The organism is Aeromonas dhakensis (assembly GCF_000820305.1).
GTDB lineage: Bacteria > Pseudomonadota > Gammaproteobacteria > Enterobacterales > Aeromonadaceae > Aeromonas > Aeromonas dhakensis.
In genome coordinates this window covers 23,715-43,759 of the sequence record NZ_CDBH01000061.1, presented here as the reverse complement: position 1 = coordinate 43,759, position 20,045 = coordinate 23,715, and the positions used below count along the sequence as shown (strand labels likewise).

At 63.7% G+C, this 20,045-nt stretch carries 23 protein-coding genes; 14 read left to right on the top strand and 9 right to left on the bottom strand.

Annotated elements, in window-relative coordinates; genetic code table 11:
• Positions 1 to 6 precede the first annotated feature (6 nt).
• The 4 genes from BN1143_RS16375 to BN1143_RS16360 all read left to right on the top strand — a co-directional run bounded on the left by BN1143_RS16375 (position 7) and on the right by BN1143_RS16360 (position 3,112).
• A complete protein-coding gene (locus BN1143_RS16375; protein ID WP_010635121.1) occupies positions 7 to 573 on the top strand; it encodes a Crp/Fnr family transcriptional regulator in 567 nt (188 codons plus the stop codon).
• A gap of 57 nt (positions 574 to 630) precedes the next feature.
• On the top strand, positions 631 to 1,080 hold the full coding sequence (locus BN1143_RS16370) for a GNAT family N-acetyltransferase (RefSeq protein ID WP_011704664.1): 450 nt from the start codon (positions 631 to 633) through the stop codon (positions 1,078 to 1,080).
• Positions 1,081 to 1,298: 218 nt separating this feature from the next.
• The gene (locus BN1143_RS16365) at positions 1,299 to 2,159 is read left to right on the top strand and encodes a DMT family transporter (protein WP_010635120.1); all 861 of its coding nucleotides are present in this window, start codon (positions 1,299 to 1,301) and stop codon (positions 2,157 to 2,159) included.
• 116 nt (positions 2,160 to 2,275) lie between these two features.
• Positions 2,276 to 3,112 carry a DMT family transporter gene (locus BN1143_RS16360; RefSeq protein WP_017785601.1) on the top strand — a complete coding sequence of 279 codons (837 nt, stop codon included), beginning with the start codon at positions 2,276 to 2,278 and terminating at the stop codon, positions 3,110 to 3,112.
• A gap of 58 nt (positions 3,113 to 3,170) precedes the next feature.
• On the opposite strand, the gene BN1143_RS16355 is transcribed toward BN1143_RS16360, so the two are convergent.
• From BN1143_RS16355 to BN1143_RS16340, 4 genes are read right to left on the bottom strand one after another with little or no spacing between them, the layout of a single operon-like run.
• Positions 3,171 to 4,022, bottom strand: coding sequence for a glycine betaine ABC transporter substrate-binding protein (locus tag BN1143_RS16355; RefSeq protein ID WP_042051414.1), 852 nt, complete (start codon positions 4,020 to 4,022; stop codon positions 3,171 to 3,173).
• A 31-nt stretch (positions 4,023 to 4,053) separates the two neighbouring features.
• Positions 4,054 to 4,503, bottom strand: coding sequence for a VOC family protein (locus tag BN1143_RS16350; protein WP_042051413.1), 450 nt, complete (start codon positions 4,501 to 4,503; stop codon positions 4,054 to 4,056).
• Positions 4,504 to 4,546: 43 nt separating this feature from the next.
• Entirely contained in the window at positions 4,547 to 5,722 is a 1,176-nt protein-coding gene (locus BN1143_RS16345) for an MFS transporter (protein ID WP_082038597.1), read from the bottom strand.
• A 10-nt stretch (positions 5,723 to 5,732) separates the two neighbouring features.
• Positions 5,733 to 6,404 carry an SDR family oxidoreductase gene (locus BN1143_RS16340; protein WP_042051411.1) on the bottom strand — a complete coding sequence of 224 codons (672 nt, stop codon included), beginning with the start codon at positions 6,402 to 6,404 and terminating at the stop codon, positions 5,733 to 5,735.
• Between the two features lie 124 nt (positions 6,405 to 6,528).
• On the opposite strand from BN1143_RS16340, the gene BN1143_RS16335 reads away from it, so the two are divergent.
• Positions 6,529 to 7,419, top strand: a complete 891-nt coding sequence (locus BN1143_RS16335; protein ID WP_017764022.1) for a LysR family transcriptional regulator — start codon at positions 6,529 to 6,531, stop codon at positions 7,417 to 7,419.
• Here the strand turns inward: BN1143_RS16335 and BN1143_RS16330 are convergent.
• Both BN1143_RS16330 and BN1143_RS16325 read right to left on the bottom strand, forming a co-directional pair.
• Positions 7,410 to 8,300, bottom strand: coding sequence for an alanyl-tRNA editing protein (locus BN1143_RS16330; protein ID WP_042051410.1), 891 nt, complete (start codon positions 8,298 to 8,300; stop codon positions 7,410 to 7,412). The genes BN1143_RS16335 and BN1143_RS16330 overlap by 10 nt on opposite strands.
• Positions 8,301 to 8,367: 67 nt before the next feature.
• A complete protein-coding gene (locus tag BN1143_RS16325; protein ID WP_026141721.1) occupies positions 8,368 to 9,591 on the bottom strand; it encodes an Nramp family divalent metal transporter in 1,224 nt (407 codons plus the stop codon).
• A 237-nt stretch (positions 9,592 to 9,828) separates the two neighbouring features.
• Here BN1143_RS16325 and rpsF point away from each other — a divergent pair, with 237 nt between their 5' ends.
• From rpsF to BN1143_RS16305, 4 genes are all read left to right on the top strand, one after another.
• The gene (rpsF, locus tag BN1143_RS16320) at positions 9,829 to 10,215 is read left to right on the top strand and encodes a 30S ribosomal protein S6 (protein ID WP_005308887.1); all 387 of its coding nucleotides are present in this window, start codon (positions 9,829 to 9,831) and stop codon (positions 10,213 to 10,215) included.
• 30 nt (positions 10,216 to 10,245) lie between these two features.
• The gene (gene rpsR / locus BN1143_RS16315; protein ID WP_005308890.1) at positions 10,246 to 10,476 is read left to right on the top strand and encodes a 30S ribosomal protein S18; all 231 of its coding nucleotides are present in this window, start codon (positions 10,246 to 10,248) and stop codon (positions 10,474 to 10,476) included.
• 52 nt (positions 10,477 to 10,528) lie between these two features.
• Positions 10,529 to 10,975, top strand: a complete 447-nt coding sequence (rplI, locus tag BN1143_RS16310) for a 50S ribosomal protein L9 (protein WP_005308892.1) — start codon at positions 10,529 to 10,531, stop codon at positions 10,973 to 10,975.
• 101 nt (positions 10,976 to 11,076) lie between these two features.
• A complete protein-coding gene (locus tag BN1143_RS16305) occupies positions 11,077 to 11,817 on the top strand; it encodes a ferredoxin--NADP reductase (RefSeq protein ID WP_042051409.1) in 741 nt (246 codons plus the stop codon).
• Positions 11,818 to 11,870: 53 nt separating this feature from the next.
• Here BN1143_RS16305 and BN1143_RS16300 read toward each other — a convergent pair whose 3' ends face one another.
• Positions 11,871 to 12,203: a hypothetical protein gene (locus BN1143_RS16300; RefSeq protein WP_017780242.1), complete on the bottom strand. Its 333-nt coding sequence runs from the start codon at positions 12,201 to 12,203 to the stop codon at positions 11,871 to 11,873.
• Positions 12,204 to 12,236: 33 nt separating this feature from the next.
• Positions 12,237 to 12,515 carry a hypothetical protein gene (locus tag BN1143_RS16295; protein WP_017780241.1) on the bottom strand — a complete coding sequence of 93 codons (279 nt, stop codon included), beginning with the start codon at positions 12,513 to 12,515 and terminating at the stop codon, positions 12,237 to 12,239.
• 274 nt (positions 12,516 to 12,789) lie between these two features.
• On the opposite strand from BN1143_RS16295, the gene BN1143_RS16290 reads away from it, so the two are divergent.
• On the top strand, positions 12,790 to 13,794 hold the full coding sequence (locus BN1143_RS16290) for a hypothetical protein (RefSeq protein WP_026141415.1): 1,005 nt from the start codon (positions 12,790 to 12,792) through the stop codon (positions 13,792 to 13,794).
• A gap of 48 nt (positions 13,795 to 13,842) precedes the next feature.
• On the opposite strand, the gene BN1143_RS22095 is transcribed toward BN1143_RS16290, so the two are convergent.
• Entirely contained in the window at positions 13,843 to 14,010 is a 168-nt protein-coding gene (locus BN1143_RS22095) for a hypothetical protein (RefSeq protein WP_005308905.1), read from the bottom strand.
• 56 nt (positions 14,011 to 14,066) lie between these two features.
• Between BN1143_RS22095 and BN1143_RS16285 the strand changes: the two genes are divergently transcribed.
• The 4 genes from BN1143_RS16285 to gshA are packed head-to-tail and all read left to right on the top strand — an operon-like array spanning position 14,067 to position 19,966.
• Positions 14,067 to 15,041 carry an NADP-dependent oxidoreductase gene (locus BN1143_RS16285; RefSeq protein WP_026141414.1) on the top strand — a complete coding sequence of 325 codons (975 nt, stop codon included), beginning with the start codon at positions 14,067 to 14,069 and terminating at the stop codon, positions 15,039 to 15,041.
• A complete protein-coding gene (locus tag BN1143_RS16280; protein WP_017780238.1) occupies positions 15,038 to 15,475 on the top strand; it encodes a YqaA family protein in 438 nt (145 codons plus the stop codon). Before BN1143_RS16285 ends, BN1143_RS16280 begins: the two co-directional genes overlap by 4 nt.
• Positions 15,476 to 15,494: 19 nt before the next feature.
• Positions 15,495 to 18,308, top strand: a complete 2,814-nt coding sequence (locus BN1143_RS16275; RefSeq protein ID WP_042051407.1) for a M16 family metallopeptidase — start codon at positions 15,495 to 15,497, stop codon at positions 18,306 to 18,308.
• Positions 18,309 to 18,367: 59 nt separating this feature from the next.
• The gene (gene gshA / locus BN1143_RS16270) at positions 18,368 to 19,966 is read left to right on the top strand and encodes a glutamate--cysteine ligase (RefSeq protein WP_042051406.1); all 1,599 of its coding nucleotides are present in this window, start codon (positions 18,368 to 18,370) and stop codon (positions 19,964 to 19,966) included.
• Positions 19,967 to 20,045: the final 79 nt, after the last annotated feature.

The following is a 20,045-nucleotide window of genomic DNA, read 5'->3' as shown; positions in this document are numbered from 1 at the left end:
AACTGAATGGACAGACCCCCATTTTGCCGGGATCGGATCACGGATGAGCAGGAGGCCGCGCGCCTCCTCTCTTTTGCCCGGCCGCTGACCCTGAGCCCCCGTGCCTGCCTCTGGCATGCTGGCGATCGACCCGATCTGCTGGTGATGGTGGAGCAGGGACTGCTGCGGGCCAAGGTGGTGCTGGCAGACGGCCGCGAGTACATCAAGGAGTTCTACTGGGAGGGTGACGAGTTTCTCGACTTCCACCACCTGCTCAGTGGGGAGCCGGCCCGCTACAGCGTGGAGGCGCTGGAGCCCTGTCGGCTCTTGCTGTTCAATCTGGCCGACCTGCGCACGCTCTCCTGCTGGCCCGCCTGGTATCAGCATCTGCTGGCGGTGCAGCTGCGCATCAAGGAGGAGAAAGAGCTGCTGCTGCTGACCGAGAGCCCGCAGGCCCGCTATCAGCACTTTCTGCGCAGTTTTCCCGCGCTGGAGGCCAGGGTGCCCGATCACCAGATCGCCGCCTATCTCGGTATCACCCCCATCAGCCTGAGCCGCATTCGCAAACGGCTGAAGGATCTTAACAAAGGTTAATGCCGGCCCGCGTGCGGCTGGCTATGCTGCCCTTCTCATCATGAGCAAGGAATCCCCATGAACTGGTCTCTCAAATCTTTCGAACAACTCGACGTCAACGAACTCTATGAACTGCTCACCCTGAGATCCCGGGTCTTCGTGGTGGAGCAGACCTGCGTCTTTCTCGATCTGGACGGCGTCGACAAGCGCCCCGACGTACTGCACCTGCTCGGCTGGCAGGATGGGGCACTGGTGGCCTATGCCAGGCTGATGGCGCCCGGTGTGGCCAAGGCGCAACAGGTGGTGATCGGCCGGGTGGTGACCGCCCCCGAGGCGAGAGGCGATGGCCTGGGCCACCGGCTGATGCAGCAGGCGCTGCAGGAGTGTGCCCGGCTGTGGCCCGGGGTCAGCATCTATCTGGGGGCTCAGGCGCACCTGCAGGGCTTCTACGGCCGTCACGGCTTCACCGCCGTGGGGGAACCCTATCTGGAAGATGACATTCCCCACATCGGCATGAGCTCCTCTTAATGCCTTTTAGGCATAACAATGAAATTATTATGTCTTGAGGTAGTAAAGAAAACGGATGCCTGACGCCATGTTAGTGGGTACCCTCTGAGTGATTAATCGGCAACAGTTGATGGATAGGTTTTAAAAATGGTCTTTTACCCCATTAATACAGAACAAGATTCAGCGATTGAGCCGTTGAGCCATTTTATTTGCGTTCGTCACACGAGCGGTTGTCGCTGATGGAGTTGTTGCGCAAGCGGTTCGCACTGGACCTGCAAACCTTCGCCATCATCACCCTGGTGCTGGGCAATCTGGCCCAGGCCTTCTCCGACGTGCTGGTCAAGCTGATCGGCCCCGGCTTCAGCCCCTTCCAATACATGTTCCTGCGCCAGCTGCTGACCCTGCTGGTGCTGCTGCCCTTCATGCTGCGGGTGCCGCGCTCGGCCTGGGGGCTGGGTGCCTGGAAGTGGCACCTGCTGCGCGGCCACCTCTGCCTGCTCGGCGGCGGTGGCATGATGCTGGCCCTGACCCAGCTGCCGCTGGCCACGGCCAACGCCATCTTCTATGTCTCCCCGCTGCTGACGCTGCCGCTGGCAGCCTGGCTGCTCAAGGAGAAGATCCACCCCAGAGTCTGGCTGCTGAGCGGCATGGGGCTGCTCGGGGTGGTGTTCGTGCTGCGGCCGGGGGATTTCCATCTGGCCGGGCTGGGCGCCCTGGTGACCGCTTTCACCCTGGCGCTGTTCAACATCACGGGACGCAAGTTGCCGGCCGGGATCTCGGTGGTGGCGACCCTGTTCTGGGCCAACCTGCTGGCCATGCCGCTGACCGCGGGTCTGGCGGTGGGTCAGTGGCAGCCGGTGGACTGGCGGCTGCTGGTGCTGATCGGCGGCAGCGGCGTCATGCAACTGCTCTATCACGCCAGCTGCTTCTATTCCTATCGTCAGGTGGAGGCCAACCGCATCGCGGCGACCGAGTACTCGGGCCTGATGTTTGTGGTGCTGCTGGGGGTCTGGCTGTTTGGCGAGATCCCGGCGTGGAACCTCTGGGTCGGGGTGAGCTTCATCCTGCTGGCCATTCACTGGCAGCGCCGGTTGCGCTGAGGCCAGGCCGGCAGCAGGCTGCCGGATGAGAAAAACAGGCATCTTATGAGGCCGCTCTCTGTCATGGCCGGGCAAACCGGGTATGCTGGGCGGCCTGTTGCTATCGGAACCCTGTCGTGACCCCAACCATCTTTGCCGCCATCCTGCTGGCTGCCTTGCTGCACGCGCTCTGGAATGCGCTGGCCAAGCGCCAGGCCGAGGGGCGGGTCAGCGTCCTGCTGGTCTCCCTCTGCTCCGGTCTGTTTGCTGCCCCCTTTCTCCCCTTGGTGGGCTGGCCGGTGGCGGCCGAATATCCCTGGCTGGCACTCTCCATCCTGCTGCACTGCGGCTACTGCCTGTTTCTCGGTCGGGCCTACCGGCTGGGTGAGTTCGGCCAGATCTATCCGCTGGCCCGGGGCAGTGCCCCGCTGGTGACCCTGCTGTTCGGTGCCCTGCTGCTGGGGGAAGTACCGGGAATGGTGGCGGTGACGGGAGCCGTAGTGCTAGTGAGCGGCGTGCTGCTGATGGCGTGGCGCGGCGGCCTGCGGCTGGCACCGGCCGCGCTGCAGGCGGTGCTTGTCACGGCGCTCTTTACCGCCTCCTATACCCTGTCCGATGGGGCGGGGGCCCGCTCGGCCGGCGAGCCGGTGCGTTACACCCTCTGGCTGTTCACCCTCACCGCGCTGATGATGCCGCTGCTGATGCGCTGGCAGAGCCGCACCGCCTGGCGCGAGCTGGGGCCTGCGGCGTGGCGCAGCGGCGCCATCGGTGGCGCCCTGTCGCTGTTGGCCTACGGTATCGTCATCTGGGCCATGACCAGGGCGCCCATCGGCCTGGTGGCGGCCCTGCGCGAGAGCAGCGTGCTGTTTGCGGTGCTGCTCTCCTGGGGTTGGCTGGGGGAGACGCTGGGGCGGGTCAGGCTGCTGGCGGCCCTGATTATCCTGGGCGGGATCCTGCTGATCCGCCTCGGCTAGGGGCGTGCCCCCTCGGTGCTGACGGCCGCCCCCGACCTGGATGCCGGCGGCGGCGACATCAGGCTGGTTGCTGCAAGGCGGCAATGGCTTCCCGGGCGACCCGGTCGAGGGGCTCGCCGAGCCGGCTGACCCGATAGTCGAGGCGCTCTATCAGCTCGTTGCCAAAGCGCAGTTTGTCCAGCGCTGTGAGGGTGGCGTCGTCCAGTCTGCCCAGGCGATCCTCCCGTATCAGCAGCACGGCCCTGTCGACCCCGCCCAGCAGCCCCCCGGGTTCTTTCAACTCACGGATGGGATGGATGGCGTGCAGGAACTGGGGGCGCCACAGGGGCACTATGGCCCAGCGTTGCTCGGCCACGGCCTGCTCAAAGGCGGCCAGACACTGCTCCTGTGTCCCGTTCAGGAAGCGGTAACCCGCCTGCTCGAGCCCGTACACCCTCATGATCTCCCGCGAGAAGCGGCTGATGCCAGCCCCCGGCCCGATCCCCTGGATCTGCGGCGTCATGTGCTGCCTTACCTCGGGGCGCAGCAGGTCGGCGACCTCGGCCACCTGATCGACGGGAACATACTCCGGGACGCCCCACAGGGCATAGGGCTGGTAGTGCAGCCCCAGCTCACGCACGGCCACCTGCTTCTCGACCCCTGCTTTGTAGATGCCGTGGCTGGCAGGCAGCCAGGCGGAGGCCAGCAGATCGATCTCGCCGCTGGCGAGCCGTTCAAAATTGGCCTCATGGGGGGCGTGGCTGCGGGTGACCCGGTAGCCCCGCTGCTCCAGAACGGCAGTCACCAGGGCCCCGGCCATGCGGTGGAATGAGAGATCCGTGATGCCGAGCCTGAGCTGGGGGCCAGCACCCAGGCCTGAAGGGGATCGGGGGTTTGCCAAGGCCCGCCCCGCCACTGCCAGGGTGCCCATGGCAATCGCGCTTTTGATGAAATGTCGTCTGTTACTCATCCCTATCTCCCCCGGTCGTTGGGTTGTCGTGCTGGTCTATGTCCGTCTGGGTGAAGAGCAACTCGACCGGCACCCCGTTGTTATCCCTCAGAAAGAGCTGCAGCTCGTTGCGCTCCGGGATGACCCGGCTGACGAAGGGCACCTCCAGTCGCAGCAGGCGAGCCTGCGTCTCTACAGGATCCGAGGCGCTCAGCGAGATGTGATCGATGCAGCCGCTGCCTTGCTCCGTCTCCCGTTTCCCCAGATAGTCGGTCAGTCCCTCGCCCTGGGTGTTGGCAACGATGTGCAGCAGGGGGCGCCCTCCTGCGTAGAGCCAGCAACCCGGAAAAGGAAAGGGGGGCCGCCCCCCTTCCTGCAGGCCGATGGCATCGCGATAAAACGCTATGGTCTGCTCCAGCTGATCCGTGCGAAGCGTGACGTGGTCGATGGCATGTATGGTCATATGGCCTCCTGTCGGCTCGGAATGCGGGTGAAGGGGTCGTCGCCTAGCAGGCCAGGGCCTTTGGCCGGCCTCTTCGCTCCTGGGTCAGGATGAACAGCAGCCCCAGAGCCGGTACCAGCGACGCGAAGAAGGGGAGGGCTGCCGGTCCCAGCTGACTGTCGACGACGGCGCCACCGATCACTCCGCCCAAGGCGTTGGCGATGTTGAATGCCGAGATGTTGGCGGTGGCCGCCAACTCCGGGGCCTGCCGGCCATATTTCATCACCCGCATCTGCATGGCGGGCAGATTGGCGAAGGTGGCCACACCAAACAGGAAGGTGGCGATCAGGAAAGGCCATGTGTAGTGCTCCACCACGCCGACCAGCAGCAGGGCCAGAATGGTCAGCAGTGGCCACACCAGCAGGGAGCGCCGCAGATTGCGGTCGGCGCTGTGCCCGCCGATGTTGTTGCCGAGCACCAGGCCCAGCCCGACGACCACCAGCACGCCTGTGATGGCGGAACGTTCGAAGCCAGCCACCTCTTCTGCCAGCGGCGCTATGTAGCCATAGAGGGTCATGAAGCCGGCCCAGCCCAGTACGGTAAAGAGCAGGCTGGCCAGCAGGTTCCAACTGCGGAAGGCGGCGAGCTGCTGGCTGATGGAGGCGGCGTTCTCCCTGGGTTGGCGCTCGATGACGAGGGCGATGGCCAGCATGGAGAGCAGACCCAGCCCGGCGACCACTAGGAAGGTGGTATGCCAGTCGAAGGCGTTGCCTATCCAGGCACCCGCCGGCACGCCCAGCACGTTGGCCAGGGTCAGGCCCGCAAACATCTGGCCGACGGCGCGGCCCGCCATCTTGTCGCTCACCATGCGGGTGGCGACCACGGCACCTATGCCATAGAAGGGGCCCTGGGTCAGGCCGGCCAGGATGCGGCTCACGATCAGGGTGACGTAGTCGGTGCTGAAGGCCGCGATCAGGTTGGCGACCACAAACAGCACCATCAGTGCCAGCAGGACGCGACGTTTCTCGAAGCGGGCCAGCCAGAGGGTGAGCAGCGGGCCGCCAAAGACGATGGCCAGGGCATAGGCGGTGATGAGGTTGCCCGCCTGGCCCGTGGTGACCCCCAGCGATTCAGCCACCTGAGGCAGGATGCCGGCGATCAGGAACTCCGCGGTACCGATGGCAAAGGCACTCAGGGTCAGGATCCAGATCCGGGCCGGGAGCGTGTTGGGCTCTTTCATGCTCATTTCCTCAGTTGATCAGGGCGCCGCCATCGATATCTATGGTGGCGCCGGTCATGAAGGGGTTGTCGATGGCCAGCAGATAGCCGGCGGCAAGATCTTCGGCGCGGCCGTGCCGACCGGCAGGCAGGCTGGCGGCGGCCCGGCCCAGCATGGCCTCTCGCGCCTCGGGCGCCATGGCGGCGTAGGCCTCGGTATCGGTCAGCCCCGGGCTGACCACGTTGACCCGGATGGGGGCCAGCTCACGGGCGAGCAGCCTGGCGGCGGCTTCGAGCGCGGCATTCATGGTGGTCTTGACCAGGGTGCCGGGCACCGTCTTGCGGGCCAGGAACCCTGTGGTGAGGGTGATGGTGCCGCCGGGGGCCATATACGGGGCAAGGCTGCGAATGACCGCCAGAGTGCCCCAGAACTTGGTGTCGAAGGCCGCCTTGGCCGCCGTGAGATCCAGCTCGAGCAGAGGCCCACCAGGCGCCTGGGAACCGGCGGTGATGACCAGGTGATCCAGCTGGCCCAGATCGGTCAAGAGGTTATCGATTGAGGTCTGGTCCGTGATATCCAGGCCGCTTTTGCGACTGGCGACGATGACCTGACCGGGGCGCTGGCGCAGGGCATCGGCGACGGCGCGGCCGATACCTGTGTGGCCACCGATGACAAGGGACAGGGTATGTTGATGAAATGCCATGGCAATGTTCCTCTCTGAGACGGCGGGGGATCCGCGCCTGTGTCTGCTGGAGAAGATAGATGTGACGGTGTATTTTGATAATTGCCGCAAAATCTAAAACATAATTCGGATTATCAATACAATCATGCTCGAGAACCTCAATCTGTTCCTGGTCATAGTGGAAAAAGGGGGGCTGGCCGCCGCGGGGCGTGAGCTGGGCTTCTCCCCGGCAACCGTCTCGGAGCGGCTGGCCTCCCTGGAACGCTACTACGGTACGACCCTGCTCAGCAGAACCACTCGCTCCATCAGCCTTACCGAAGAGGGGCGCCTGTTGCTGGAGGAGGGGCGCCATCTGCTGGCCCAGGCCGAGGGGCTCAAGCGCCGTCTGCGCGATGGCGGGGACGAAATGAACGGGTTGCTGCGCATCAGCGCCCCACATGATCTGGGGATCAGCCGGCTGGTGCCGCTGCTCGATCGCTTCATGGCGCAACACCCGGGGATCACGCTGGATCTCAACCTGACCGACGGCTATCTGGATCTGGTGGGGCAGGGGATCGATCTGGCCTTGCGCTACGGAGAGCTGGCCGACAGCACACTGCGCACCCTCTCGCTGGGGGAGAACCGCCGGATCGTCTGTGCCTCACCCGCCTACCTGGCGCGCAAGGGAGTGCCCCGCCATCCGGAAGAGCTTGCCGATCATGACTGCCTGCTAATGCGTTTCGGAGAACATCCGGAGCGCTGGTGGTCTTTTCAGGTTGAGGGCGTGGTGAAGCGGGTGATGGTGCAGGGGCGGCGCATCAGTAACAACGGTTATCTGGTGCGCCAGTGGTGCCTGCAGGGGGAGGGGATCTGCCTCAAGTCCCGCTGGGATGTGGGGGAGGATCTGAGCCGTGGCCGCCTAGTGGAGATCCTGCCCGAGTTCGCCGCCCCGGCATCACGGCTGCAGATCGTCTACCCCTCCGGGCGGCATCAGCCACGTCGGGTGCGCGCCCTGATCGACGCGCTGGTCGCCGAGTTCGGACGCCCTCAGGGGTAGACCCGGGTCATCATGACAAACCCCTCTGCATCGGCGGTGAGGACTGTCTCGATCCGTCCCAGCTCGGCCAGCGTGGCCACATGGGTGCCGCCGCAGGGGATGGTCACTTCCCGCCCTTCCAGCGGGCAGTGCCAGTAACGGGAGTCGATGATCGACTCGCCGGCCCGGCTGCGGCGGATCTCGCCTCCGGTTGCCAGCCAGTCGGCCAGCTGGCGATTGATGTGCGCTTCAATCTGCGCCAGATCCGCCAGCAGGGCCTCACTGTTGACCCCCTTCTTGCGCAGGCTCTTGCCGATCCGGTACTGCTCGCGCGAGCCATTGGGCTCGACCCGCGAGGTCTGGATGGCGAGACGATCGAAGTCCGGCTGCTCCAGCGCATCCCGCTCGCTCACCTCCTTGCGCCAGTAGGGCATCAGCGCCCGGTTTAGGGCCAGTGCCGCCAGGTGGCAGCCGCTGTGACCCAGGCTCAGGGCGTGACGGGCCTCGGCATCCACTTGCAGCGTCACCTGACTGCCCACCGGCAGCGCACAGTGACAGGCCAGCGGGTGCACCACCACGAAACGCCACCCTTCCGCGCCTCGCTTGACCGGGATCGCCTGGTCGACGAACAGCTCCCCATCCGGGCTGATGGCCCCCATGCGGCAGGGGCCGACGGCCGCTTCGCCACCCTCCCAGCGCACTGTGCCCACGTCACCCGGCTGATCGGGCCAGAGGTGGCTCTGGGGATGAAAGGGGGTGAGGTCGGTGACCAGCAGGCTGGTGTCGCCGCTCTGGCAGCAGATGACGCTGGCCTGCTCCTGATGGTGGCCCAGTACGAAGCTGGCTCGGGTATGTGACATGGATGGCTCCCGCAGATCGAAGAGGAAGAGAGCCGCCAGCATACGTCAAAGCGCAGACCGGCTCATTAACCTCGGTTAATGAGCCGGTCCGGAGGCAGGATGATGAGTGCTAGATCATGGCGACCAGCAGGTAGGCGTTGAGCCCGATCACCAGGGCGACGATGAGGCGGCCGAGCGCCTGAGTCACCGGGTGGTTGCGATATTGCCCCATCAGGGCGCGATCGCCGGTCAGCATCAGCAGCGGGATGAGCGCCAGCGCGATGCCGAAGCTCAGCACCACCTGGCTCAACACCAGAATCTCGGTGGTGTTGAGCCCCATGGCGATCACCACGAAGGCGGGGGCCATGGTGATGGCACGGCGCAGCCAGAGCGGGATGGTGAAGCGCACGAAGCCCTGCATCACCACTTGCCCGGCCAGCGTGCCCACCACGGTGGAGCTGATACCGGAGGCAACCAGCGAGAGGCCGAACAGGGTGGCAGCTGCCTGGCCCAGCAGCGGGGTCAGGGTCTGGTAGGCGGACTCCAGTTCGGCCACCTGCTGGTTGCCGGAGCTGTGGAAGGCGGCCGCGGCCATGGCCATCATGGCCAGGTTGACGAAGCCGGCGATGGTCATGGCGATGGCCACGTCGACCCGGGTGGTGTGCAGCCGCTGGGGGACCGAGCCCTGATCCTGGGTGTGCTGGGTCAGTGCCGAATGCAGGTAGATAACGTGCGGCATCACGGTGGCGCCGAGCACCCCGGCCGCCAGATAGACGGCGTCGCTGTTGGGCAGGCCGGGGAAGAGGGCCCCTTCCAGCAGGCTCGGCAGGTGGGGGCGGGAGAACACCAGCTCGACGATGTAGGCCGCCGCCACGAACAGCAGCAGGCCGCCCACCACGAACTCCAGCGGTTTCTGGCCGCGGGACTGCAGCATCAGAATGCCCCAGGTGACCACGGCGGTGATGCCGGCCCCTTCCAGCAGGGTGACCCCGAGCAGCAGCTTGAAGCCGACCGCGGCCCCGATGAATTCGGCCAGATCGGTGGCCATGGCGATGATCTCCGCCTGCACCCAGTAGGCCCAGACCGCCGGCTTGGGCAGTCGGTCGCGAATGTGTTCCGCCAGGTTCTTGCCGGTGACGATGCCGAGCTTGGCCGAGAGAGTCTGCACCAGCATGGCCATCAGGTTGGCCCACACTACGACCCACAGCAGCTGGTAGCCGAAGGTGGAGCCGGCCTGAATGTTGGTGGCAAAGTTGCCCGGATCTATGTAGCCGATGGCGGCGATAAAGGCCGGCCCGAGCAGGGTCAGTTTGAATTTGCGGGCCGGGATGGCCGTGGTCAGCGCGGGTTGCATGGGTTCAGCCTCCATAAGTGCATGGAGATAGAATAGATCTAAATGATAATTATTATCAATTGAAGTTTTATATTGTTCCCATAGATAAAAACATCGGCGGCGGCTGGTTGCAGTGAGGGATGGGATTTCGTACAATACGCCGCCCTAGAAAAGCAGCGTCTAAACACCATTATGTTCCTTGCCTCTGAGGTCTGGCTGCACCTGGGCGGAGGCTGAATTAATCCGTAAGGAGCTAAAATGCGTCATTACGAAATCGTCTTCATGGTTCATCCGGACCAGAGCGAGCAAGTACCTGGCATGATCGAGCGTTACACCGGCGCCATCACCACCTCCGGTGGTACCATTCATCGCCTGGAAGATTGGGGCCGTCGTCAGCTGGCTTACCCGATCGACAAACTGCACAAAGCCCACTACGTTCTGATGAACGTAGAAGCAGAGCAAGCCGTTATCGATGAGCTGGAAACCAACTTCCGCTTCAACGATGCCGTTATCCGCAACATGATCATGCGCACCAAGCACGCCGTGACTGAAGTTTCTCCGATGGCCAAGGCCAAGGAAGAGCGCTTCACCCGTCGTGACGACGAGCGCCGCGAAGAAGCTACTGAAGCTGCTTCCGAAGAGTAATTCTGGATCACTGACTAGAGGATAAAGGCCATGGCACGTTATTTCCGTCGTCGTAAGTTCTGCCGCTTCACCGCCGAGAACGTTACCGAGATCGACTACAAAGATATCGTTACTCTGAAAAACTACATCACTGAATCTGGCAAGATCGTACCGAGCCGTATCACCGGTACCCGCGCCAAGTATCAGCGTCAGCTGGCACGCGCCATCAAGCGTGCTCGTTACCTGGCTCTGCTGCCGTACACCGATCTGCACAACAAGTAAGAATCGGTCCGGCACTTAAGCCTAACTCAACGAAATTTATAGAGGAAAGGTAATGCAAGTTATCCTGCTCGACAAAATCGCCAAACTGGGCGGTCTGGGTGACCAAGTTTCCGTGAAAGCTGGTTACGCCCGTAACTTCCTGATCCCGCAAGGCAAAGCTGTTATGGCCACCAAGGCCAACATCGAAGCTTTCGGTGCTCGTCGCGCTGAGCTGGAAGCCAAACTGGCTGCCAACAAAGCTGCTGCTGAAGAGCGTGCTGCCAAGCTGGCCGAACTGGCTACCGTGGTTATCGCTTCCAAGTCTGGCGACGAAGGCAAGCTGTTCGGTTCCATCGGTACCCGTGACGTGGCTGAAGCCATCACTGCTGCCGGCGTAGCCGTTGCCAAGAGCGAAGTCCGCATGGGCAACGTTCTGCGTAACACCGGTGACTACGAAGTTGCTGTTCAGCTGCACGCTGACGTTAAAGCAACCGTACAGATCCAGGTTGTTGCCCTGTAATAGCGATTCGCTTTTGCAGAAAAAACCCGCGCACTTGCGCGGGTTTTTTATTTTCAGGCCCGGGGGTAGAGTAAAGACCTGTTCCTCTGGAGGAGATCCCTATGGCCTGGGTCGAAGGTCGCGTCCTTGAACGCATCGAGTGGACGCCCACCCTGTTCTCCCTGCGCGTGGCGGCCGAGCTGGCCCCCTACAAGGCGGGGCAATTCACCAAACTGGCCCTCGAGCAGGGCGAACGCCGCGTCCAGCGGGCCTACTCCTTCGTCAATCCGCCTTCGACTCCCTACCACGAGTTCTATTTCGTCGAGATCCCCGATGGGGAGCTGACTCCGACCCTGGGTTCCCTGCGGGCGGGCGACAGCCTGCTGGTGCAATCCCTGGCGACCGGTTTTCTCACCCTGGACGAGGTGCCGGCCGGGCGCGATCTCTGGCTGCTCTCCACCGGGACCGCCATCGGCCCCTTCCTCTCCATGCTGGCGGACGGGGAAGCCTTTGCCCGTTTCGAGAATCTGGTGCTGGTGCACGGGGTGCGCAAGGGGGAGGAGCTGAGCTATCGGGATCTGATAGCGAGCTTTGCCGAGCGTCATGGCGAGCGTTTTCGCTACGTCCCCTTCGTCAGCCGTGAAAGCTGGCCCGGAGCGATGGAGGGGCGGATCCCGGCGGCCATCGCCGATGGTCGCCTGCAGGCGCGAGTGGGGCTGGAATTTTCTCCCGCGCTGAGCCAGGTGCTGATCTGCGGCAACCCGGCCATGGTGAAGGAGACCCAGCAGACCCTGTTGTCATTGGGGTTGGCCAAGAACCTGCGGCGGGCCCCCGGCAACATCAGTGCCGAGAATTACTGGTAGGAAAAGCGAACAAGGGGCCATGGGCCCCTTGTTCATGCTCGACGGCAGTCAGATCAGTGCTTCTTGTTGCCGTGGCCCTTGTCTTTTTCTTTGAATTTGTCATGTCCCTGCCCCGGGTTGTTGCCGCTATGGATGCTGCGGTTGTAGTGATCCCGGTACTTGCCGTCGATCTTGTCGCAGTTGAGCTTGATGCGGCTGTCACCGATGCCGAGATCCAGGCAGTTGTGCTGCCACCAGTCGTACTCCTTGTCATCCCAGTCGACGTTCAGCTTGATGTTGTCGGTGGAGAGCCGGATGCCATCGCCATCCTTGGAGTGGGGTGGGGCGGCAAAGGCAACCCCGTTGGCCAACAGCAGGGAGAGCAGCAGGGCGCCTTTGTTGAACATGGTTGAATGAGTCATGACGAAAGTTCTCCTTGGTTACTGGCCGGTGCCCTGGGTGGCGGGCATCTGGTTGCTGCCGGGGGGATCATTGCGGTGCTCTTCATCGTCGAAGCTGACCCTGCTTTCCCGGCATGGCGTCTGGGTGCCATCGTTCACTCCCGGCTCGAAGCAGTTGGTCGATGACCAGCCAAATTGCTTGTCATCCCAGTCCAGGTTGAAGGTTAGTGCATCGACGGAAAATGCCGTACCACCTTCCTCCTCATACTGCGGTGCTGCCAGCGCGGCGCCGGCAACCAGAAGCAGGGGCAGTAACAAGCTAGTCGTTCGGTTCATTGTGGCCTCGGTGGTTGGTTGTTGCGGGTCAGTGTATGCCAGTCTTGCTGAATCCGGGCAGAATCAGGCTCAATCTCCCATGCTACGAGAGTCGGCAGTGAGTGTATCGACTTTTTGCGGTCGATTTGTCCGTTTTGGTCGCACTCTGGGCAACTGACCAAGGATCTGGTGCAATTATGGTGATTGTCCTTCTCTCGAGGAGTCTGCTGACTATAATCGGCAGCCAACTTTTCCTGCATATCGCGCCCGCTTTCTCATGACCACACAGGCTTCTGCCGTGCTGCGCTACCCCAAGGGGTGGTTCGCACTGACCACGGTGTACAGTTTTACCGGCTTGGCCATTCTGGCCTCCATCGTCTTCTCTCTGCTGCTGTTTCTCTCCATCGACGAGAATCCCCTGATGAAGTGGCTGTTCGGTGGCCTGGCCATCATCTTCGAACTGGGCAAGTTCTACGTCTGGTATGAATACGGGGAGTGCAAGGCGCGTCGCGATCTGGGCGGGGCCTTCTGGTCGCTGCTGTTCTACAGCGTGCTGGCCGCCATCTCCATCGGCGGCAGCATAGGCGGCATCAACAGCGCCACCAACACAATCCTCAACCAGCAGGCGCGCCATGAGCGGGAGATCGCCCGCTTCGACGAGCAGATCGCCAGCATAGAGCGGCAGATCCAGCTCAACGAGGAGGCGGCCCGCAAGTACATCGAGATGGCGCGCATCTCCAGCGGCGTCAGCGGCCTGCAGCAGGCCAACACCAAGCTCAGGCTGCGCCAGGACGAGCTGCGCCAGGAGCGCGACGCCAAGCCCGTCAACGAACAATCCTCCATGCTGGGGCTGATGAGCAGCCTGGCGGACGGGGTGGGCATGAGCATCAGCCAGGTGCAGTTTCTGCTGGTCTGCTTCCTCTCGGTGCTGCTCGACGTGTTCGGCGCCTTCTTCGTCAGTCTGATCGGCGAGGAGAACCGCTTTCGCCGCAGCTGGCTGTGGCAGCGGGACCGCGAGCGGGAACAGATCGTGCTGCAGCAGGCGGAGGCCGCTGCCATGGCGCAGCAGCTGCCCGGCCGGCCGGAGCCCGAGCCAGAGGTGGTGGAGCAGGTGCGCAGCGCGCTGGAGAGCGGCGAGCTCAAGTGCAGCAAGCGCAGCGTCGCACAGGCGCTGTCGCTGTCGCTGGAGGAGGTGGACCGGGTGTTCCAGCATCTGCTGGCCCAGGGCGTGCTGGGGCAGGGTAGCAACCGCCACTACCATCTCAGTTCGCAAGGAAGTTGATCATCAGGCCACCTCGGGGTGGCCTTTTTATTGCGCGCGGGCGCTGTGCTAGTGGGTCAGCACCATCATCAGGCTGAGGAAGGCGGCCAGTCCGCCACCGATGCCGATGATCCAGTAAAACCCCTTGGCCCCCTGCTTGAGCGGGATGCGGAAGTAGAGCAGAAACGCCCACCACCCCAGGGCCAGCAACAGAGGAATAAGAAACATTCGAGCCATGGTGTCCTCGCTGTTATTCTGTTGACCCTTGATCAATCAACAGGATGGATTGTGCAATGACGCAGCTACAGATTACCGCATTCGGCGCCCCCTCGGTACTCAGGCTCAACCCTTCCCAGGACAAGGTGCCTGCCGAGGGCGAAGTGCGGGTGCGCATCTGCTTTGCGGGGGTCAACCCCATCGATGCCAAGACCCGGGCCGGCCTCGGCTGGGCAGCGGCGCAAAACAAGGAGAAGCTGCCCTGGACGCCGGGCTATGACGTGGCCGGCGTGGTCGAGAAGGTCGGCCCTGGTGTCAGTTCGCTGGCCGAGGGGGACAGGGTATGCGGCATGGTGGGCTTTCCCCTCACCGCCGGCGGCTACGGCGAGTCCGTGGTGGCCCGCGAGGAGGAGCTGGTCAGGCTGGAGGATATTGGCCTCAGACAGGGGGCGGCGCTGCCGCTGGCCGGCCTCACCGCCTGGCAGGGGTTGTTCGAGCACGGCGCCCTCAAGGCGGGGCAACGGGTGCTGATCCTGGCCGGTGCCGGCGGCGTCGGCCATCTGGCGGTGCAGTTTGCCAGCGCCTATGGCGCCGAGGTGGTGGCGATGGCGAGCGGTGACAACCACAGCTTCCTGCACGCGCTGGGGGCCAGCAAGATGGTGGATTACCACGATGCGGACTGGGCCGCCCAGGTGGTGGCCGACGGTCCGGTCGATCTGGTGCTGGATCTGGTGGGGGGCGAGAGTGGCCAGGCGGCGCTGGCCTGCGTCAAGCCGGGCGGCCGGCTGGTGACGGTACCCACCATCACCGCCCAGCAGATCAAGGATGCCGCGGCCGGCAGCGCCATCGAGGTGCTTGGCATGCTGGTACATCCTGACCGCCAGCAGTTGAGCCAGATGCTGATCCTGCTGCGTCAGGGGGAGGTGCAGATCACCGTCTCCGGCGAATTCCCGCTGGCGGAAGGGGCCCTGGCCCATCAGGCCATCGAGCAGGGCCACGTGCGCGGCAAGCTGCTGCTGCGCATGCCCGCCGCGGATGAGCTGGCCGGATGAATGGCATCACCGAGCTGGGGCTTGGCTGGCTGTTTCTGAGCGCCTTCACCTCCGCCACCCTGCTGCCCGGCAGCTCGGAAGTGCTGCTGGGGGCCATGGCGACCAAGGGGGAGTGGAGCATGGCCAGCCTGCTGCTGTGGGCGACGCTGGGCAATACCCTCGGCTCCATGACCACCTGGTGGCTCGGCTGGCTCGCCACCTTCAAGAAAAAACCGGAAGATTTTCAAGGCCGTGGGGAACAAAAAGCCCTCGGCTGGCTCAAACAACATGGCCACTGGTGTCTGCTGCTGGCCTGGACGCCTGTGGTCGGCGATGGTCTCTGTCTGCTGGCCGGCTGGCTGCGCCTCTCCTTCTGGCGCTCTCTCATTCTCATCGGGCTCGGCAAATTGTTCCGTTATGCCCTGGTCTTTCTGCTGGCCAGGCAGATCTTCTAGCTTCACTCACGAGGTAACCGTGAACAAACTCATTCCATTAAGCATGCTTCTGGGCCTCTCTCTGCCCGTGCTGGCGGCACCCACCCTGGTGTCGGAACAGGTCAAGGAAGAGGGCAAGCTCGGCATTCCCTATCAGATGTACAAGCTGGACAACGGCCTGACCGTCATTCTGGCGCCCGACCGATCCGATCCCCTGGTGCACCTGGACGTCACCTATCACGTGGGCTCGGCCCGCGAGCAAGTGGGCAAGTCCGGGTTCGCCCACTTCTTCGAGCACATGATGTTCCAGGGCTCCAAGCACGTGGGGGATCAGGAGCACATGCGGATCATCAACGAGGCCGGTGGCGACATGAACGGCACCACCAACAAGGACCGCACCAACTACTACGAGACCGTGCCGGCCAACCAGCTGGAGAAGGTGCTGTGGCTGGAGGCCGACCGCATGGGCTTCTTGCTCGATGCGGTGAGCCAGAAGAAGTTCGAGATCCAGCGTGCCACCGTCAAGAACGAGCGGGCCCAGCGCATCGACAACCAGCCTTACGGTCTGGTGAGCGAGAAGGTGGGGGAGGCGCTCTACCCGCGCACCCACCCCTACTCCTGGCAGCCCATCGGCTATGTGGAGGATCTCGATCGGGTCGACGTCAACGACCTCAAGCAGTTCTTCCTGCGCTGGTACGGCCCCAACAACGCCACCCTCACCCTGGGCGGCGACTTCGACACCAAGCAGGCGCTGGCCTGGATTGAGAAGTACTTCGGCCCGATCCCGCGTGGACCCGAGGTGGCCGAGCCGACCCCCGAGCCGGTGACCCTGCCCGAGACCCGTTACGTGACGCTCGAGGACAAGGTGCACCTGCCGCTGCTCTACATCAGCTACCCGACCGTGTCCCTTGGCGATCCGCAGGAGCCGGCCCTCGACATGTTCGCCGACGTGCTGGGCGGCTCCGCCAGCTCCATGCTCTACCAGTCGCTGGTCAAGAGCGGCAAGGCGATCGATGTGGGGGCCTCCCACTACTGCGAGGAGCTGGCCTGCACCCTGACCGTCTACGCCTATCCCAACCCGGCGGTGGATGGCAGCCTGAAGACCCTCAAGAGCGAGGTGGACAAGGTGATCGGCGAGTTCGCCGGTCGCGGCCTCAAGCCGGAGGATCTGGAGAAGGCGATCAACAGCTATCGTGCCTCGGCCATCTGGGGCCTGGACAGCGTCTCCGGCAAGGTGAGCCAGCTCGCCATGGGCCAGGTGTTCGCCCAGGATCCCAACTATGTGTTCAAGAGCCTGGATGCCATCGGCAAGGTGACGCCGGAGCAGGTCAAGGCTGCCTACGACAAGTTCATCCTGAACAAGCCGGCGGTGGTGCTGAGCGTGGTGCCCAAAGGCAAGAACGACTGGCAGGCCGCCAAGCCCAACTTCACCCCGGCCAAGCGCGAGCTGCCGGATTACGCCAAGCATGACAAGGTGCTGGCCGAACGGCCGGTGAAAGATGACTTCGATCGCAGCGTGCAGCCCAAGGCGGCCGATGCGGTGAGCGTCAAGGTGCCCGCCATCTGGCACGGCAAGCTCGACAAGGGGATCGAGATCATCGGCACCCAGAGCGACGAAATCCCCGCCGTCTCCATCATGGTGGCGCTGCCGGGTGGCATGCGGGCCGAAGGCAAGGGCGAGCTTGGGCTGGCCAGCCTCACCGCCAGCATGATGGGGCAGGGCTCGGTGCGTCTGACCGAGGCCCAGCTCAGCGACGAGCTGCAAAAGCTCGGCTCCAGCGTCAGCGTCTCCAGCGCCCAGTACAACAACCTGGTCACCATCAGCAGCCTGGCCGACAAGCTGCCGCAGACCCTGGCGCTGGTGCGCGAGGTGTATGAGCGGCCCGGCATGCGCGAGGCCGACTTCGAGCGGGTCAAGGCGCAGATGCTGCAAGGGATGAAGCAGAGCGAGCAGCAGCCCGAGTGGCTGGCCGGTCAGGCCTTCCGCGAGCTGATCTACGGCAAGCAGAACCGTCTCGGTCAGCCGGGTGACGGCGTGCTGGCCGATGTGGAGAAGCTGACCCTGGCGGACGTGAAGCGCTTCTACCAGAACTACTACAACCCGACCAACGCCAAGGTGGTGGTAGTGGGTGACGTGACCCAGTCCCAGGTGGAGGATCAACTCGGCTTCCTGACCCAGTGGAAGGGGGCTGCCCCCTCTCTTGGCAGTCTCAAGCCCGAAGGCGAGCAGGCCAAGCCGGGAATCTATCTGGTGGACAAGCCGGGGGCGCCCCAGTCGGTGATCCGTATCGGCCGCCGCGCCATGCCGTTCGATACCACGGGTGACTACTTCACCGCCGGGCTGATGAACTTCAACCTGGGCGGCAACTTCAACAGCCGCATCAACCTCAACCTGCGGGAAGACAAGGGCTATACCTATGGGGCCAGCTCGGGCTTCTCCGCCAACCGGGAGGTGGGTACCTTCGCCACCGGTGCCAACGTGCGGGCCGATGCGACCGTGGATGCCATCCGCCAGTTCCTCAAGGAGATGGACAACTACCGCAAGAGCGGCCCGACCCCGGTCGAGCTCGCCTATATGCGCAGCGCCGTCTCCCAGCAGGATGCGCTCTCTTACGAGACGCTTGGCCAGAAGGCGGGCTTCCTGCTGCAGATGATCATGTATGACCTGAAGCCGGACTATGTGCAGGCCCAGAACAACCTGATCAAGACGGTGTCGGCCGAGACGCTCAAGGCCAGTGCGGCACGCTGGCTTGACCCGGCCGAGATGGTGATTGTGGTGGTGGGGGACAAGCAAAAGCTTGAAAAACCCCTGCAGGAGCTTCATCTTCCCATCTATCCGCTGCAGCTGCCCTGAGGGCGCTACATAAAAATAGTGCCGCCCCCCTGTGGGGCGGCCACACATGAGCCGTGAATATGACTACGACAAGCTTGTCACTCACCGAGTTGTTGACCGCCCTGGGTTCGCCGGAACGGCTGACCGCCCTCAAGGGGATCCGGCGCGGGATCGAACGTGAATGTCTGCGCATCACCCCACAGGGGACCCTGGCCCAGACCGATCACCCCAGAAGTCTGGGCTCGGCACTGACCCATGCCAACATCACCACCGACTACTCGGAGAGCCTGCTGGAGTTCATCACGCCGGCCACCGACTCTATCGACAGCCTGCTGGAACAGCTTGGCGACATCCACCGTCACACCATTCATCACCTGGGTGATGAGCGGATCTGGCCGCTCTCCATGCCCTGCTTCGTCGGCGACGAGGAGAACATCCGGCTGGCCCAGTACGGCAGCTCCAACATCGGCCGGATGAAGACCCTCTACCGGCAGGGGCTGAAGAACCGCTACGGCAGCCTGATGCAGGTGATCGCCGGGGTGCACTTCAACTTCTCCATGCCGGACAGCTTCTGGTGCGAGTGGCAGGAGCTGGTGTGCGAGGGGTGCTGCAGCCAGCGCTTCATCTCCGACAAGTACATGGGGCTTATCCGCAACGTCTACCGCTTCGGCTGGCTGGTGCCCTACCTGTTCGGCGCCTCGCCGGCCATCTGCGAATCCTTCCTCAAGGGGCGCAAGAGCAACCTGCCGTTCCAGAAGACCGGTAAGGGCACCCTCTACCTGCCTTATGCCACCGCCCTGCGGCTGTCGGATCTGGGTTACACCAACAGCGCCCAGGCGGGGCTCAAGATCAGCCACGACAACCTGCCGGCCTATGTGAGCAGCCTGCGCCGCGCCATCAACACCCATGATCCCGACTTCGCCAAGATCGGTGTCAAGGTAAATGGCGAGTACCGCCAGCTCAACGACAACGTGCTGCAGCTGGAGAACGAGCTGTACGCGCCGATCCGCCCCAAGCGCACCCCGCGCAGCGGCGAGAAGCCGTCCGACGCGCTGGAGCAGCGTGGCATCGAATACATCGAGCTGCGCACCGTGGACGTCAACCCCTTCACCCCGTACGGCATCGAGGTGGATCAGATCCGCTTCTTCGACCTGTTCCTGGTCTGGTGCCTGCTGCGCCCGTCCCCTGTGCTGGGTGACGAGGAGATCGCCCGCAATCGCCGCAACCAGACCAAGGTGGTGCTGGAGGGGCGCCGTCCCGGCCTCGAGCTGGAGGACGAACAGGGCAACCCCATCGGCCTCAAGGAGTTCGGCCTCAAGCTGTTCGACGAGCTGGCCGAGGTCGCCGCGCTGCTGGATCGCTGCTGCGGCCGCAACCGCTACCGCGAGACCCTGGCGATGCACCGCGAGAAGCTGCTCAACCCCGAGCTCACCTACTCCGCCCGCCTGCTCAAGCAGCTGCTGGAGAGCGGCAAGGACAACGGCGCTTTCGCCGACGAGCTGGCGAGCCGCTACCGGGAAGAGATGCTGGCTGGCGAGCTGCAGTACTGGGACGAAGCCTATTTTGCCGGCGAGGCACGGGAGTCCCTGGCCAAGCAGCGGGAGCGGGAGCGCAGCGACAGCCTGTCGTTTGACGACTTCCTGGCCGACTACTTCGGGACCAGCAAGACCCCGGCCTGATGACAGGCAACAAAAAAAGCCGCTCTTGAAGCGGCTTTTTTATTTCCCTCAACCCGAGCGGTCTCAGACGTGGTTGTAC

Coding starts and splice junctions, on each gene's coding strand:
- gshA (WP_042051406.1), top strand. CDS start 18,368: ATGACTACGACAAGCTTGTCACTCACCGAGTTGTTGACCGCCCTGGGT.
- BN1143_RS16335 (WP_017764022.1), top strand. CDS start 6,529: ATGCTCGAGAACCTCAATCTGTTCCTGGTCATAGTGGAAAAAGGGGGG.
- BN1143_RS16375 (WP_010635121.1), top strand. CDS start 7: ATGGACAGACCCCCATTTTGCCGGGATCGGATCACGGATGAGCAGGAG.
- BN1143_RS16325 (WP_026141721.1), bottom strand. CDS start 9,591: ATGCAACCCGCGCTGACCACGGCCATCCCGGCCCGCAAATTCAAACTG.
- BN1143_RS16370 (WP_011704664.1), top strand. CDS start 631: ATGAACTGGTCTCTCAAATCTTTCGAACAACTCGACGTCAACGAACTC.
- BN1143_RS16280 (WP_017780238.1), top strand. CDS start 15,038: ATGAATGGCATCACCGAGCTGGGGCTTGGCTGGCTGTTTCTGAGCGCC.
- BN1143_RS16345 (WP_082038597.1), bottom strand. CDS start 5,722: ATGAAAGAGCCCAACACGCTCCCGGCCCGGATCTGGATCCTGACCCTG.
- BN1143_RS22095 (WP_005308905.1), bottom strand. CDS start 14,010: ATGGCTCGAATGTTTCTTATTCCTCTGTTGCTGGCCCTGGGGTGGTGG.
- BN1143_RS16305 (WP_042051409.1), top strand. CDS start 11,077: ATGGCCTGGGTCGAAGGTCGCGTCCTTGAACGCATCGAGTGGACGCCC.
- BN1143_RS16285 (WP_026141414.1), top strand. CDS start 14,067: ATGACGCAGCTACAGATTACCGCATTCGGCGCCCCCTCGGTACTCAGG.
- rpsF (WP_005308887.1), top strand. CDS start 9,829: ATGCGTCATTACGAAATCGTCTTCATGGTTCATCCGGACCAGAGCGAG.
- BN1143_RS16355 (WP_042051414.1), bottom strand. CDS start 4,022: ATGGGCACCCTGGCAGTGGCGGGGCGGGCCTTGGCAAACCCCCGATCC.
- BN1143_RS16290 (WP_026141415.1), top strand. CDS start 12,790: ATGACCACACAGGCTTCTGCCGTGCTGCGCTACCCCAAGGGGTGGTTC.
- rpsR (WP_005308890.1), top strand. CDS start 10,246: ATGGCACGTTATTTCCGTCGTCGTAAGTTCTGCCGCTTCACCGCCGAG.
- rplI (WP_005308892.1), top strand. CDS start 10,529: ATGCAAGTTATCCTGCTCGACAAAATCGCCAAACTGGGCGGTCTGGGT.
- BN1143_RS16365 (WP_010635120.1), top strand. CDS start 1,299: ATGGAGTTGTTGCGCAAGCGGTTCGCACTGGACCTGCAAACCTTCGCC.
- BN1143_RS16330 (WP_042051410.1), bottom strand. CDS start 8,300: ATGCTGGCGGCTCTCTTCCTCTTCGATCTGCGGGAGCCATCCATGTCA.
- BN1143_RS16300 (WP_017780242.1), bottom strand. CDS start 12,203: ATGTTCAACAAAGGCGCCCTGCTGCTCTCCCTGCTGTTGGCCAACGGG.
- BN1143_RS16350 (WP_042051413.1), bottom strand. CDS start 4,503: ATGACCATACATGCCATCGACCACGTCACGCTTCGCACGGATCAGCTG.
- BN1143_RS16340 (WP_042051411.1), bottom strand. CDS start 6,404: ATGGCATTTCATCAACATACCCTGTCCCTTGTCATCGGTGGCCACACA.